The organism is Streptomyces sp. CRN 30 (assembly GCF_034105845.1).
This window is the reverse complement of sequence record NZ_JAVRHI010000282.1, coordinates 1-14693: the sequence shown is the minus strand read 5'-3', so window position 1 is coordinate 14693 and position 14693 is coordinate 1. Positions and strand designations below refer to the sequence as shown.

Genomic DNA, 14693 nt, shown 5'->3' with positions numbered 1-14693 from the left:
CCACGACCCCACGGCCCGCGGCGCGCTCGGCGAGGCCCTCGCCCGTGTCCCGGCCGCGCTGCGCGCCCGCAGGCCCCTGCCGCCGCACATCGAGCGGGGCGCGCGGCTGCTGGACGACATCAGGAGAGCCGCTCATGGGAGATGACCGCACGACCGTCGTCGTCATCACGTACAACCGGCGCACGGAACTCCTGCGCACCCTCGACCGCCTGACCCGGCTGCCGGAGGAGCCCCCGGTGATCGTGACGGACAACGGCTCCACGGACGGCACCGCCGACGCGGTCGCCCGTCACTTCCCCGGCGTTTCGCTGCTGCGCCCCGGCCGCAACCTCGGCGCCGTCGGCCGCAACCTGGCCGTGCACCAGGTCCGCACGCCCTACACGGCGTTCTGCGACGACGACTCCTGGTGGGCGCCCGGCTCCCTGGCGGGCGCGGCCGACCTGCTGGACCGGCACGAGCGGCTGGTGGCGGTGACGGCGCGCATCGTGGTCGAACCGGACGGCCACGAGGACCCCATCGTCGCGGAACTGCGCGACTCGCCGGTGCGCGGTCCGTCCTGGCTCCCCGGCCCGGCGCTCGGCTCGTTCCTGGCCGCCGCCACGTCCCTGCGCACCGAGGCGTTCCGCTCCGCGGGCGGCTTCGACCCGCGGCTGTGGCTGGGCGGCGAGGAGGAGCTGCTCGCGGTGGACCTGGCGACGAAGGGCTGGTGGCTGACGTACGCCGACCACCTGACGATCCACCACCACCCGTCCCTGCTGCGGGACTCGACGCTCCGCAGGACCCACGGACTGCGCAACACCCTGTGGTTCACCTGGCTCCGCCGCCCGGTACGCACCGCCACCCGCCGCACCCTGCACCTCGCCCGCACGGTGCCCCGGGACACCGCCTCGCTGCGGGCCTTCGGGCAGGCGGCGGCGGGACTGCCCTGGGTGGTCCGGGAGCGGCGGGTGGTGCCGCACGAGATCGAGGGGCGGCTGCGGCTGCTGGACGAGACACAGCGGCGGTCGACGGCACGGCGCTACACGGGGTGACTGCTCACTGTTCCTCGCGGTGGCGTCGCCGCGGTCCCCACGCCTCGGCGTCCCCCGCCCCGGGCTCCCGCGCTTCCTGGGGCTCCGACCAGCGGCACAGCAGCCGGAAGAGCATGAACAGGGTCACCGGCCAGACGAGGGCGAAGGCCCAGATGACGCCGGGGTCGGAGGTGCGTATGCCGGTCACCATGAGGATGATCGACGTGGCGAGGGAGAACGCGACGGTGACCGGGTGCGGCCGGTACGCGGCGAGCGGCGCCAGGTTCGGCCGGCGCCGCCGCTTCAGCTGGAGGGTGCGCAGCCGGCGGTCGAGGCGCCGGTCCCGGCGCAGATCGGCCTCCAACTGATCGAGGATGCGCTGCTCGTGGTCGGGGAGTCGGCCGATCGTCACTGTGCTGCCTCCGGGGCCGTGGGGATGTCCGCCGTCCCGTGTGCCCGCGCGCGGAGTGCCCTAACGTCGCTCGGCCAGGCACCTTCCCAGGCACCTTCCTAGGCACCTTCCTAGGCACCTTCCAGGGCCGTGAGCAGCTCGTCCGCGTTGTCGGGCAGGGCGTCCGCGCCGAAGTCGTCGCGCAGGCGCCGGGCGGCCGTCCGCCCCTCGGACAGGCACCACCGCGCCCACCGCTCCAGCCGCTCGGCGTCGAGCTCCTCGGCCGCCACGAGCGCGGGCCAGCCGCACGCGCGGGCCTGCGCGGTCACCTTCGCGCCGCCCGCCACCGGGTCGACGGCCAGCACGGGCACCCCGGCCCGCAGCCCCAGCACCAGCCCGTGCAGCCGGTCGGTGACGACCAGGTCGAGGCGGGCCAGGACGGACTCCAGCTGCTCCGGTGTGCCGGGCAGCCGCCAGTCGTGCGCGTCCAGCCGCGTCTCCAGCTCGACCCGTGCGCAGTCCCGCCCGCCGAGCCACCGTGCCACCCCCTCGGCGACCCACTCGTGCCGCCGCAGCGCCCCGTACTCGCCCTGCCCGTGCGTGAGGATCACCCCGACGACGGGCGGCAGGGGCCGCGCGGGTGCCCGGGCGGCCAGGTCCACCACCGGCGGGTCGCCCGCCGTGTCCCGCGCGAGCACCCGGTGGAAACCGGTCACCGCGGGATCGCGCCCGTCGATCACCGACACCCCCACGGCGATCCGCACGCAGTGCCGGAACCGCCAGTGCAGCTCGGCGATCCGCTCGCCGTGCAACGGCCCGCAGACGAAGAGGAGGTGCGAGTACGCCCGGGGCCGTACGTGCTCCATATGCAGGTGCCCCGGCCGGAACCCGGCGCTCCACACCACGTCGTACGGGAGTCCGGCCCGCCCCAGGACCTCCTCGGTCCGGCGCAGCGCGAGCACGTCGCCGGCGGTCGCCTCACCGTCCCGGAAACTGAACCACCCGGTCACCAGAATCCTTCGCACCGCGCCACGGGTTCCCCCTCGTCAGGCACGCATGCGACCAGGAGGGGACCGCTGTCAGTGCCGCACGCCGGGTCGCTCCCCGGGCGCCCGGGCCGGGTCGTGGCGGTGGGCCGTGAGGCGGGTGAGCAGCGGTTCGGTGTAGCGGGCGGTGAGGGGGCCGAGGACGACCAGGACGAGGACGTACGCGGTGGCCAGCGGTCCCAGGTCGGGCTCGATGCCGGCCGTGACGGCGAGCCCCGCGATGACGATCGAGAACTCGCCGCGCGCCACCAGCGCTCCGCCGGCCCGCAGCCGGCCCTTGGCGGAGATCCCGGCGCGCCGGGCGGCCCAGTAACCGGTGACGATCTTGGTGGCGGCCGTGACGACGGCGAGGGCGAGGGCGGGCGGCAGCACCGGGGGGATGCTGGCGGGATCGGTGTTCAGGCCGAAGAAGACGAAGAACACGGCCGCGAACAGGTCGCGCAGCGGGGCGAGCAGGACGTGGGCGCCCTCGGCCACCTCACCGGAGAGCGCGATGCCGACGAGGAAGGCGCCGACGGCGGCGGAGACCTGCAGCTGCTGGGCGATGCCCGCGACGAGGAGGGTCAGACCGAGGACGACGAGGAGCAGTTTCTCCGGGTCGTCGCTGGAGACGAACCGGGAGACGTGGCGGCCGTAGCGGACGGCGAGGAGCAGCACCAGCCCGGCGACGGAGAGGGCTACGGCCAGGGTGACACCCCCGGCCGCGAGGCCGGCGCCGGCCAGCAGGGCGGTCACGATGGGCAGGTAGACGGCCATGGAGAGGTCTTCGAGGACCAGGATGCTGAGGATGACCGGGGTCTCGCGGTTGCCGATCCGGCCGAGGTCGCCCAGCACCTTGGCGATGACGCCGGAGGAGGAGATCCAGGTGACGCCGGCGAGGACGACGGCGGCGACCGGACCCCAGCCGAGCAGGAGGGCCATGGCGGCGCCGGGCAGGGCGTTGAGGGCGGCGTCGACGAGACCGGCCGGGTACTGGGTCTTGAGGTTGGAGACCAGGTCGGTGGCGGTGTACTCGAGGCCGAGCATGAGCAGCAGGAGGACGACGCCGATCTCGGCGCCGATGGCGACGAACTCCTCGCTGGTGCCCAGTGGCAGGAGGCCGCCCTGGCCGAAGGCGAGCCCGGCCAGCAGGTAGAGCGGGATGGGCGAGAGCCGGAAGCGGGCGGCGAAGCGGCCGAGGAGACCGAGGCCGAGGATGATGGCGCCGAACTCGATGAGGAAGATGGCGGAGGAGTGCATACGGAGGCCTACTCCTGTCCGAGTACCTCGGCGGCGGCCTGCACGCCTTCGCGGGTGCCGATGACGATGAGGATGTCGCCCCCGGCGAGGCGGAAGTCGGGGGTGGGGGAGGGGATGGCCTCGGCCCGGCGCAGCACCGCGACGACGGAGGCACCGGTGCGGGTGCGGATCTGCGACTCGCCCAGCACCCGCCCGTTCCAGTGGGAGCAGGCGGACAGCTCCACGCGCTCGGCCACCAGGCCCAGCTCGGTCGTCGACAGCAGGTTCGGACGGTGGTGCTCCGGCCCCATCGCGTCCACGAGCGCCGCCGCCTCGCCCGCGGTCAGCCGCACGGAGAGCGAGCAGGCGTCCGGATCGTCGTCGCGGTAGGCGTTCAGGGTCCGCGCCCCGTCGCGGTGCGCGATCACGGAGAGGCGGTGGCGCTCCCGCGTCGCCAGGTCGTAGCGGATCCCGATGCCCGGCAGGGGCGTACTGCTCACACGCGGAGTACCCATGGCCGTCCTCCTGGCCGGTGGCCGGATCCGTGCGGCCGTCGACGGGCCGCCTGAGATGTCCATATCATCCAAGACCCACCTTATCCAGGACATGTGCGGACCACCTGGGCTGCTGTCCGGACGGAGGGGTTCCGGCCACTCCGCGACGTCGGACGTCCCGGGTCCCGTGGCTGCCCGCACCCCGTACCGGCAGCGGTCCCGGCCCGCCAGGGGCGCCGTGCCGCCCTCCGCTTCCGGCCACCCGGGGCGCCGTACCGGCAGCGGGCGGGACCGCTCCGGACGCCGTACCGCGACCGGATGCGACAATCCGCTCACGGACGGCGCGCGGCGCCGGGGCACGGCGGTGTGCGGGGGCGCCGCGGAAGGACGGGAAGGGGGCGGGGCCGTGATCGGGTGGGTGCGGCTCAGCAGCGGGGCGCGGGCGGTTCCCGAGCCCGTGGCCACGCCGTTCGTCTGGACCGCCGCGGGTGCCGGCGCGCTGGTGATGATGGCGCTCTTCGCCCTGCTCGGCGGTGTCGGCCGGCCGGTGCCCGCCCTGATAGCGCTGTCCCTGCTGGCCGGGCTGCTGGGCGCGTGCGCGCGGTTCGTCGCGGCGCCCGGCACCGCCGTCCTGTGCTGGCTGTTCCTCAACGGCCTCGGCGTACCGCCCCTGGGCAGTCTGACCTGGACCGCTCCCCGTGACTCGTTCTGGCTGGGCTGCCTGTGCGCGGCGGCCCTCGTCGGCACCGCCGTGGCCCGCGTGGTGAACGCCCGCGCCGCCTACCGCCGCATCACTCCGCACGGACCGGCGGACGGCGGCCTCCCCGGCTGAGGGCGGACGGCTGGGGACCGGTGGCCGTGGGTCAGTCCTCCGGGACGGGCTCCGGCCGCCGCGGGCCGGCGTCCTGCTGCGTGACGGCGTCGGTCTGCCCGCCGTACGGGCCGGCCGGGCCGGAGGGCGGGCGGTCCAGGAGCACCAGCAGTACCGCGACCGCCGCGGCCGTGCCCAGCACCCGCCCCGTGCGGCGGCGTCCCGTCCGGCCGTCCGGGGTCCGCCGGGCGGGGCGGGCCCACCGGTCCTCCGGCTGCCACAGTTCGCCGACCGCGTCCGCGTCCGCGTCCGCGTCCGCGTCCGTGTCCACGTCCGCGTCCGTCTCCGGCGGCCAGGGATCCCGCAGGCCGGCGCGTTCCCTGGCGGAGGGCTCCCGGGGTGCGGCGGAGCGCAGGATGGCGTGCTCGCTGTCCTCGGCGAACCGCTGCCAGGTCCCGTCCGGTATCGCGGACGCGCCGTCCCGGCCGTCCTCGCCGCCGCCCGGCTGCTGCATGGTCACTGCCCCCGTTTCTTCTTCCCCTCGATGCCTGCCTGGCGCTGTCGCCCCGGGCGTTCTCGCGCTCGCGCCCCGGGGGTCCGTGCCCGGGAGCGAAGACGGCTGCCGTCGGACGAAGGTTGCCTGCGGACGCTGCCGCCCGCGTCGTACGAAATGCTGAGAATGCCGGATACGCGGCAGAATGTACTCGATCGCGCACCGTGGGTGAGGCCTCACTGTCCCTCCCGGCCCTCCCGCTCCTCCCGTCCCCCTACGCGCACAGGCAAGGAAGTTCGCACGGATGAGATCTCGTCGGTGGTGGAGTACGGCCGTGGTGGTCGCGGTGGGCGCGGGGGTCCTCACGGCCCAGGGAGTCACCGGACGGCCCGCCGGGTTCGCCCGGGACGACGGCGGGGCCGATCCGGTCACGACCCACAGCCGCACCCTCGCCCTGACCACCGCGGCGGACGGCAGTTCGGCCGTGCTCGGCAGCCGTGACACCGCCTCCTTCAGCGTGCTCGGCGTCACCTGGGCACAGCCCTCGGCCAGGGTGGCCGGCGCGGTGGAGGTCCGTGCCCGGTCCGTGGCCGACCGGACGTGGTCGCCCTGGCACACGCTGGACGGCGACAGCGGGCCGGGCGAGGAGGGCGCGGCCCGTGGCGGCACCGACCCCCTGTGGGTGGGACCGTCCGACGGGGTCGAGGTGCGGGTGGACGGGGAGGGCACCGCACCACTGCCCGCCGGCCTCCGGCTGGTCATGATCGACCCGGGCGGCACGGTGCCGGGCGCCCCCGCGGCATCCGTACCGGCCGCGGCACCGGACCCGCCGCCGGCCGTACCGCCGGTCCCCCGGCCGGCGGCCGGACCCACGGCCTCGGCCTTTCCGCCGGGCGGGCCGGCCGCCGAGCCACCGCCGATCACCCCCCGCGCCGGCTGGGGCGCGGACGAGTCGATCAGCCCCGAGGACCCGGCCTACCTGCCCGGCGGGAAGGTCGAGGCGGCCGTCGTCCACCACACGGTGGACTCCAACGACTACACGTGTGCCGAGGCCCCGGCCGTCATCCGCGGCGTCTACGCGTACCACGTCCAGCAACTGGGCTGGAAGGACATCGGCTACAACTTCCTCGTCGACAAGTGCGGCACGCTCTACGAGGGCCGCAAGGGCGGCGTGGACCGGCCGGTGCTGGGCGCGCACGCCTACGGCTTCAACTCCGAGACCACCGGCATCGCCGTCCTCGGCACCCATACCGAGACCGCTCCGCCCCAGGAGGCGTCGGCCGCGCTCGCCCGGCTCGCGGGGTGGAAGCTGGGCCTGGGCGGCGTCGACCCGGCCGGCACGGCGACCCTCACCGCGGGGGCGGACGGCAAGAACTACGCCGGGAAGTCGTGGGCCAAGGGCGACGAACTGTCCTTCCCGGTGATCCACGGCCACCGCGACGGCTACAACACCCAGTGCCCGGGCGACGCCCTCTACGCGCAGCTGCCCACGATCCGCTCCTGGGCGGCGGGCAAGGCGGCCGACGTCGTGCTCCCCTAGGGCCTGTTGCGAAAGTCCCGTCGTCCGCCCGAAGGGGCGGGCCGGGCGGCGTCAGGTGCGTGCTCTCGCCGTGCCGGGCCCAGACCCTCGTACTGGATGTACTCGGGTCTGGGTCCGGTGCGGCGGTGGGGGCCCCTCCCGCCCGAGCGAAGCCGAGGGTGGGGGAGCGTGCATGGCGTCGCCCGGCAGGCGGGACTTTCGCAACAGGCCCTAGGGCGCTTCCCGGACGACCGGCCCGTCTCCCGAACGCCCGGCCCCGTCCCTGGGTAGGTCACCCTTCGACGGTACGCGGAGGGAACACCTGGGAGGGGCCACGGTGCTGCTCAGACAACTCGAATACCTGACCGCCCTCGCCCGGACGCGCCACTTCGCACGGGCCGCCGAGGCCTGCCACGTCTCCCAGCCCTCCCTCTCCGCGGGCATCAGGACACTGGAACGCGAGCTCAAGGTCATGATCGTGCGGCGCGGCAGGCGCTTCGAGGGCTTCACCCCCGAGGGCGAGCGGGTGGTGATGTGGGCCCGCCGCATCCTCGCCGAGCGCGACGCCCTGCGCGACGACGTCGCGGCCATGGACGGCGGGCCGACCGGTGTCCTGCGCATCGGCGCCATCCCCACCGCGCTCACCGCCGCACAGCTGCTGACCATGCCGTTCCTCGACCGGCACCCGCAGGTGCGCATCTCGCTGGAGTCGACGTCCTCCCGGGAGATGGTGCACCGGCTCGCCGAGTACGACCTCGACGTGGGCCTCAGCTATGTGGACGGCGAGCCGCTCGGCAGCGTCCGCACGGTCCCGCTCTACCGCGAACGGCACCTCTTACTGACCCCGGCGGACGGGGAACTGGCGCACCGGCCGCGCGCCGGCTGGGCGGACGCGGCCCGGCTGCCGCTCTGCCTGCTGACCCCGCAGATGCAGAACCGCCGGATACTGGACCGCTGTTTCGCCGACGCCGGGGTCGGTGCCGTCGCCGCCGTCATCGAGACCGACACCGTCTCCGCCCTCTACGCCCACCTCGGCACCCGGCGCTGGTCCAGTGTCATCGCACACGCCTGGCTCGGCCTCTTCGGCGTCCCCGACGGCATGCGGCTCGTGCCCATGGAACGGCCCGCCCGCAGCTACCACGTCGGCCTCGTGCTCGCCGACCGCGACCCCGCGCTCAGCCTGGTGCGCGCCCTGGTCGACGTGGCCCACCGGGTGGACGTCGCCGGCGAGCTGGACGGAGTCCTGCGCGACAGTCTGCGCAGACAGGCACCCGCGACGGACGACGGCTGATAGACGGCGCCTAACACCCCATAGCCAACAACGTTCGGACGCGCTCTTGGAGCAGCCCCGGGAGCGGCAGGACAGTGACCTCGTCCCTGTGTCCTGTCGTGCGACGAGAAGGGCTGGTCGTGGCAGCGTCGCCAGAGCCGGAACCGGAGGGGAACCCGGAGCGTGCGCAACGGGTGCGCGCGATCGTCGCGGAGCACCGCGACGCCCGCGGAGCCCTGCTGCCCGTCCTGCACGCGGTCAAGGAGGAGATGGGGTACGTCGACCCGGCCGTCATCCCCGTCCTGGCCGACGAACTGAACCTGTCCCGCGCCGACGTGTACGGCGTCATCACCTTCTACGAGGACTTCCGGCAGACCCCGCCCGGCCGCACGACGGTACGCGTCTGCCGCGCCGAGGCCTGCCAGGCGGTGGACGCGGCCACGCTCGCGGACCACGCGCGGTCCCGCCTCGGCATCGCGCTCGGCGAGACCACACCCGACGGTGCCGTCACCCTCGACCAGGTCTTCTGCCTGGGCAACTGCGCCACCGGACCCGCCGTGGAGATCGACGGCCGCCTGCACGGCCGGGTCACCCCCGAGCGGCTGGACACCCTGCTGGCATCGGCTCCCCGGGAGGCGGACGCATGAGCGGCCCCGTGACGGTGTACGTGCCCCGCGACTCGGCCGCCCGCAGCGTGGGCGCCGACGAGGTCGCTGACCGGATCGTGACGGCGGCCACCGCTGCCGGAGACGCGATCCGCCTGGTCCGCAACGGCTCCCGCGGCATGCTGTGGCGGGAGCCGCTGGTGGAGGTCGACACCGGGAGCGGGCGGGTGGCGTACGGCCCGGTCGCCCCCGAGGACGTCGACGCGCTGGTGGCCGCCGGGCTGTTCGACGCCCGCCCGGGCCACCCCCTGCACCTCGGCCCCACCGACGGCCTCGACTGGCTCCGCACCCAGCACCGCGTCACCTTCACCCGCGTCGGCGTCACCGACCCGCTCGACCCCGACGACTTCCTCGCCCACGGCGGCCTGCGCGGCCTGCGCAGGGCCCTGCGCTTGAGCCCCGAGGAGATCGTCACCGAGGTGACGGACTCCGGCCTGCGTGGCCGGGGCGGCGCCGGCTTCCCCGCCGGGATCAAGTGGAAGACGGTCCAACAGGCCGACTCCGCCCTCAAGTTCGTCTGCTGCAACGCCGACGAGGGCGACAGCGGCACCTTCGCCGACCGCATGCTGATGGAGGGCGACCCCTTCACCCTCATCGAGGGCATGACGATCGCCGCCCGCGCGGTCGGTGCCACCGAGGGGTACGTGTACGTCCGCTCCGAGTACCCGGACGCGGTGGCCACCCTGCGCGCCGCGCTCACGACGGCGTACGCGCGCGGCTGGCTCGGCGAGGGTGTCCTCGGCTCGGACCACCGCTTCGACCTGCACGTACGGGTCGGGGCGGGGGCGTACATCTGCGGCGAGGAGACGTCCATGCTGGAGAGCCTGGAGGGCAAGCGCGGCACGGTACGCGCGAAACCGCCGATCCCCGCGCTGGAGGGCCTGTTCGGGAAGCCGACCGTCGTGAACAACGTCCTCACCCTCGGCTCCGTCCCCATGGTCCTCGCCGACGGCGCGGCGGCCCTCGCCGGCCTCGGCACCGGCCGCTCGCGCGGCACCCAGGTCTTCCAGCTCGGCGGGAACGTCGCGCGCGGCGGCATCGTCGAGACCGCGTTCGGCATCACGCTCGGCGAACTGGTCGAGGGCTACGGCGGCGGCACGCGGTCCGGGCGCCCGGTGCGGGCCGTGCAGGTGGGCGGGCCGCTCGGCGCGTACCTGCCCACCTCGCGCTTCCACCTCCCCATGGACTACGAGGCGTTCGCGGCGGCGGGCGCCATGGTCGGGCACGGGGGAGTGGTCGTCTTCGACGACACCGTGGACATGGCGGGGCAGGCCCGGTTCGCCATGGAGTTCTGCGCCGCCGAGTCCTGCGGCAAGTGCACGCCCTGCCGGGTCGGCGCGGTACGGGGCGTCGAGGTCATCGACCGGATCACCGCGGGCATCGACCGCCGCGCCAACCTCACGCTCCTGAACGACCTGTGCGACCTGATGACCGAGGGCTCGCTGTGCGCGATGGGCGGGCTCACCCCGATGCCGGTCAAGAGCGCGCTGGAGCACTTCCCCGCGGACTTCGGCGAGCGGCCCGCGGCCGAACCGCCCACCACGACCGACCTCGCGACGACGGACCTCACCACGACGACGGAGGCACGGCGATGACGACGGAGGCACGGCGATGAGCCTGATCAAGGAGCCCGACCTCGGCACCCCGGCCCGCTCCGGCGAACCGAGCGTCGCCGTGGAGATCGACGGCAAGGAGGTCCTCGTCCCCGAGGGCACCTCCGTGCTGCGCGCCGCCGCCGAGGCCGGCATCGACATCCCCAGGCTCTGCGCCACCGACAGCCTCGAACCCTTCGGCTCCTGCCGCCTCTGCCTGGTCGACGTCGACGGCCGCAAGGGCACCCCGGCCTCCTGCACCACCCCCGTCGCCCCCGGCATGAAGGTCCGCACCCAGACGGAGAAGCTGGCCAAGCTGCGGCGCGGCGTGATGGAGCTGTACATCTCCGACCACCCGCTGGACTGCCTGACCTGCCCCGCCAACGGCGACTGCGAGCTCCAGGACATGGCGGGCGTCGTCGGGCTGCGCGAGGTCCGCTACGGCTTCGACGGCGAGAACCACCTCGCCGAACCCACCGACAGCTCCAACCCCTACTTCGACTTCGACGCGAGCAAGTGCATCTCCTGCTCCCGCTGCGTGCGCGCCTGCGGCGAGGTCCAGGGCACCTTCGCCCTCACCATCGAGGGCCGGGGCTTCGCCTCCAAGGTCGCGGCGGGCGCGGGCGGCAGCTTCATGGAGTCCGACTGCGTCTCCTGCGGCGCCTGTGTCCAGGCATGCCCGACCTCCACGCTCCAGGAGAAGTCGGTCGTCGAGCTCGGCATGCCCACCCGCAGCGTGATCACCACCTGCGCGTACTGCGGCGTCGGCTGCTCCTTCAAGGCCGAACTGCGCGGCGACGAGGTCGTCCGCATGGTCCCGTACAAGGACGGCGGCGCCAACGAGGGCCACTCCTGCGTCAAGGGCCGCTTCGCCTTCGGCTACGCCTCCCACCCGGACCGGCAGCTCAAGCCGATGCTGCGCGAGAGGATCACCGACCCGTGGCGGGAGGTGGAGTGGCAGGAGGCCATCGGGTACACGGCCCGCCGCCTGCTGGAGATCCAGGCGGCGCACGGCACCGGCGCCATCGGCGGCATCACCTCCTCCCGCTGCACCAACGAGGAGGTGTACGCGGTCCAGAAGATGGTCCGCGCCGCCTTCGGCAACAACAACGTCGACACCTGCGCCCGCGTCTGCCACTCGCCCACCGGCTACGGCCTGAAGCAGACGTACGGCACGTCCGCGGGCACCCAGGACTTCAAGTCCGTGGCCAAGGCCGATGTCATCCTGCTCATCGGCGCCAACCCGACCGACGCGCACCCGGTGTTCGCCTCCCGGATGAAACGCCGGCTGCGCGAGGGCGCCCGGATCATCGTCGCCGACCCGCGCCGCATCGACCTCGTCCGCTCCCCGCACATCGAGGCCGCCCACCACCTCCCGCTGGCCCCCGGCACGAACGTCGCCCTCGTCAACGCGCTCGCGCACGTGGTCGTCACCGAAGGGCTGGTCGACCGCGCGTTCGTGGACGACCGGTGTGAGGACTTCGAGACCTGGGAGCGGTTCATCGCCCGGCCGGAGCACAGCCCGGAAGCGGTCGCCGACATCACCGGCGTACCGGCGGAGGAAGTGCGCGCCGCCGCCCGCCTCTACGCCACCGCCCCCAACGCGGCCATCTACTACGGCCTCGGCGTCACCGAGCACAGCCAGGGCTCGACCATGGTGATGGGCATGGCCAACCTCGCCATGGCCACCGGCAACATCGGCCGCGAGGGCGTCGGCGTGAACCCCCTGCGCGGCCAGAACAACGTCCAGGGCTCCTGCGACATGGGCTCCTTCCCACACGAACTGCCCGGCTACCGACACGTCTCGGACGACGCGGTGCGTACGGTCTTCGAAACCCTCTGGGGCCGGACCGTCCTCGCCGAGCCGGGCCTGCGCATCCCCAACATGTTCGACTCGGCGATCGACGGCTCCTTCCGGGCGCTGTTCGTGCACGGCGAGGACATCGCCCAGTCCGACCCCAACACGCGGCACGTCACGGCGGCCCTGTCGGCGATGGAACTGGTCGTCGTCCAGGACCTGTTCCTGAACGAGACGTCCAAGTTCGCGCACGTGTTCCTGCCCGGCACCTCGTTCCTGGAGAAGGACGGCACCTTCACCAACGCCGAGCGCCGCATCAACCGGGTGCGGCCCGTGATGGCACCGAAGACCGGGAAGCACGAGTGGCAGATCGTCTGCGAGCTCGCGCAGGCCATGGGCTACCCGATGAAGTGGGACGACGCCGCGCAGATCATGGACGAGATCGCCCTGACCACGCCGACCTTCGCCGGGGTGTCCTTCGACCGGCTCGACCGGGTCGGCAGCATCCAGTGGCCGTGCAACGACGCGGCGCCCGACGGCACCCCGCTCCTGCACGTGGACGGGTTCGTGCGCGGCAAGGGGCGGTTCGTGGAGACGGTGTACGTGCCGACCGAGGAGCGCAGCACCCGCAAGTACCCGCTCATCCTCACCACCGGCCGCATCCTGTCCCAGTACAACGTGGGCGCCCAGACCCGCCGTACGGGCAACGTCGCCTGGCACCCGGAGGACGTCCTCGAACTGCACCCGCACGACGCCGAGGTGCGCGGCATCCGCGACGGGGACACGGTCGCGCTGGCCAGCCGGGTCGGCGAGACCAGCCTCAAGGCGAGGATCGACGACCGGATGCCGGTGGGCGTCGTCTACACGACGTTCCACCACCCGGCGACCGGAGCCAACGTGGTGACCACCGAGCACTCGGACTGGGCGACCAACTGCCCCGAGTACAAGGTCACCGCGGTGCAGGTGACGCAGGTCGGAGCGCGCCCATGACCACCACGGCGCCCACGCCCGCCCACGTCCGGCTGGCCAACGAGATCGCCGCCCAGTTCCGGCACCGCGACCCCGCCGCGGCCGCCGAGGAGATCGCCGCGCACATCCGGGCGTTCTGGGACCCCCGGATGCGCGCCCTGCTCGTCGCGGACGCCGAGGCCGGCCGTCCCGGCCTCGACCCGCTGATCAGGGCGGTGGCCGCGCTGCTGCCGCCGCGTCACTGACGTCCGGCGTCCGTCGGCAGCTCCAGGCGCAACTCGTACCCGCCGTCCGCGGTGGGCCCCGTGGTCACGGTGCCGCCGAGGAGCTCGGCGCGCTGGCGCAGCCCGATGAGACCGTGGTGGGCGCCGGGGAGGGGGAGCGCGGGGCGGGTCGGGGCCGTGTTGGTGACGGTGACGCGCACCGTGCCGCCCTCGCGGCGCAGACCGATCGTGGCGGTGGCCCCGGGCGCGTGCTTGCGGACGTTGGTCAGGGCCTCCTGGACGGTGCGGTAGACGGCGCGCTGGACGGGCGGCGGCAGCGTGCCGGGCAGGTCGGCACGGAGCTCCGCCTCGATGCCGCTGGTGTCGACCAGGCGCCGCAGGTCGGCCAGGGACGGCTGGGGCGTGAGCTCGGTGGGACGGCTGCCGGCGGCGCGCAGCACGCTCACCATGTGCCGCAGTTCCTCCAGGGTCTGCACGCTGAGGCGCCGGATGGTCGCCGCGGCCTGCCGGGTCTCCTCGTCCCGGGTGCCCACCTGGAGCGCTCCGGCCTGCACGGCGATCAGGCTCACCTGGTGGGCGACCACGTCGTGCATCTCGCGGGCCAGCTGGGCGCGTTCACTGGACAGCACGCTCTGGGCGGTGAGCAGCCGTTCGTGCTCGCGGGCCTCGGAGATCTCGGCAAGCCGCAGCGACAGTTCACGTCTGGCCTGGACGAGCTGGCCGAGGAAGACCGGGGCGGTGGCCCACGCCACGCTGTAGGCGACCGGAGCGATGCCGAGATCATCGGCGGCGAAGCTGTCGGCCCGCAGCTCCCACCACCGCCACGGCAGGAAGTCGCTGACCGCGTACAGCAGGCCGCAGAGTGCCAGCAGGGAACGGCGGTGGTCGAGCGAGGACAGCGTGTACAGGGCGGCCAGCGGGGCGAACACCGCGTCGGTGAACAGGGCCGAGGGGATGGTGAGGAGGAAGGCCGCCAGGGGGAGGTGGCGGCGCAGCGGCAGGACGAGGGCGGCGAGCAGGGCGCAGGCCATGCCCTGTTCGTAGTCGGGGGAGACATTGACCCGTACGTCCACCAGGGCGGCGAGTACGAGGGCGGCGTCGATCAGCGGGGCGGGCAGGTGCCGGCCGGGCGGGCGCCGGGGCGGCGCCGCACGGGGCACGTCCGGCGGCTGCCCGTCCGGGCGCGGGGTGTC

At 74.0% G+C, this 14693-nt stretch carries 14 protein-coding genes; 8 read left to right on the top strand and 6 right to left on the bottom strand.

Translation table 11 applies throughout. The features are described from left to right. Window positions 1–134: 134 nt before the first annotated feature. A complete protein-coding gene (locus UW392_RS30235; protein WP_320778330.1) occupies window positions 135–1031 on the top strand; it encodes a glycosyltransferase family 2 protein in 897 nt (298 codons plus the stop codon). A gap of 4 nt (window positions 1032–1035) precedes the next feature. Here UW392_RS30235 and UW392_RS30230 read toward each other — a convergent pair whose 3' ends face one another. The 4 genes from UW392_RS30230 to UW392_RS30215 all read right to left on the bottom strand — a co-directional run bounded on the left by UW392_RS30230 (window position 1036) and on the right by UW392_RS30215 (window position 4180). Further along, window positions 1036–1422 (bottom strand): hypothetical protein, encoded by a 387-nt coding sequence (locus UW392_RS30230; RefSeq protein ID WP_320778329.1) that lies wholly within the window; start codon window positions 1420–1422, stop codon window positions 1036–1038. Between the two features lie 110 nt (window positions 1423–1532). Continuing rightward, window positions 1533–2411, bottom strand: coding sequence for a polysaccharide pyruvyl transferase family protein (locus UW392_RS30225; RefSeq protein WP_320778328.1), 879 nt, complete (start codon window positions 2409–2411; stop codon window positions 1533–1535). A 69-nt stretch (window positions 2412–2480) separates the two neighbouring features. After that, window positions 2481–3686, bottom strand: a complete 1206-nt coding sequence (locus tag UW392_RS30220) for a cation:proton antiporter (protein WP_320778327.1) — start codon at window positions 3684–3686, stop codon at window positions 2481–2483. 8 nt (window positions 3687–3694) lie between these two features. Next, window positions 3695–4180: a cation:proton antiporter regulatory subunit gene (locus UW392_RS30215; protein WP_320778326.1), complete on the bottom strand. Its 486-nt coding sequence runs from the start codon at window positions 4178–4180 to the stop codon at window positions 3695–3697. A gap of 385 nt (window positions 4181–4565) precedes the next feature. On the opposite strand from UW392_RS30215, the gene UW392_RS30210 reads away from it, so the two are divergent. Continuing rightward, window positions 4566–4991, top strand: coding sequence for a hypothetical protein (locus UW392_RS30210; RefSeq protein WP_320778325.1), 426 nt, complete (start codon window positions 4566–4568; stop codon window positions 4989–4991). Window positions 4992–5022: 31 nt separating this feature from the next. On the opposite strand, the gene UW392_RS30205 is transcribed toward UW392_RS30210, so the two are convergent. Then, window positions 5023–5490, bottom strand: coding sequence for a hypothetical protein (locus UW392_RS30205; RefSeq protein ID WP_414496719.1), 468 nt, complete (start codon window positions 5488–5490; stop codon window positions 5023–5025). A 277-nt stretch (window positions 5491–5767) separates the two neighbouring features. On the opposite strand from UW392_RS30205, the gene UW392_RS30200 reads away from it, so the two are divergent. From UW392_RS30200 to UW392_RS30175, 6 genes are all read left to right on the top strand, one after another. Beyond that, window positions 5768–7003, top strand: coding sequence for a peptidoglycan recognition protein (locus tag UW392_RS30200; RefSeq protein WP_320778324.1), 1236 nt, complete (start codon window positions 5768–5770; stop codon window positions 7001–7003). 316 nt (window positions 7004–7319) lie between these two features. After that, window positions 7320–8273 carry a LysR family transcriptional regulator gene (locus tag UW392_RS30195; RefSeq protein ID WP_320778323.1) on the top strand — a complete coding sequence of 318 codons (954 nt, stop codon included), beginning with the start codon at window positions 7320–7322 and terminating at the stop codon, window positions 8271–8273. Window positions 8274–8392: 119 nt separating this feature from the next. Further along, window positions 8393–8899 carry a formate dehydrogenase subunit gamma gene (locus UW392_RS30190; RefSeq protein ID WP_320778322.1) on the top strand — a complete coding sequence of 169 codons (507 nt, stop codon included), beginning with the start codon at window positions 8393–8395 and terminating at the stop codon, window positions 8897–8899. Continuing rightward, window positions 8896–10512: a formate dehydrogenase beta subunit gene (locus tag UW392_RS30185; protein WP_320778321.1), complete on the top strand. Its 1617-nt coding sequence runs from the start codon at window positions 8896–8898 to the stop codon at window positions 10510–10512. The genes UW392_RS30190 and UW392_RS30185 overlap by 4 nt, the downstream gene beginning before the upstream one ends. A 16-nt stretch (window positions 10513–10528) precedes the next feature. Beyond that, entirely contained in the window at window positions 10529–13297 is a 2769-nt protein-coding gene (gene fdhF / locus UW392_RS30180) for a formate dehydrogenase subunit alpha (protein WP_320778320.1), read from the top strand. After that, window positions 13294–13521, top strand: coding sequence for a formate dehydrogenase subunit delta (locus tag UW392_RS30175; RefSeq protein ID WP_320778319.1), 228 nt, complete (start codon window positions 13294–13296; stop codon window positions 13519–13521). Before fdhF ends, UW392_RS30175 begins: the two co-directional genes overlap by 4 nt. Here the strand turns inward: UW392_RS30175 and UW392_RS30170 are convergent. Next, the gene (locus UW392_RS30170; protein ID WP_320778331.1) at window positions 13515–14606 is read right to left on the bottom strand and encodes a sensor histidine kinase; all 1092 of its coding nucleotides are present in this window, start codon (window positions 14604–14606) and stop codon (window positions 13515–13517) included. The two genes, UW392_RS30175 and UW392_RS30170, sit on opposite strands and share 7 nt — an antisense overlap. Window positions 14607–14693: the final 87 nt, after the last annotated feature.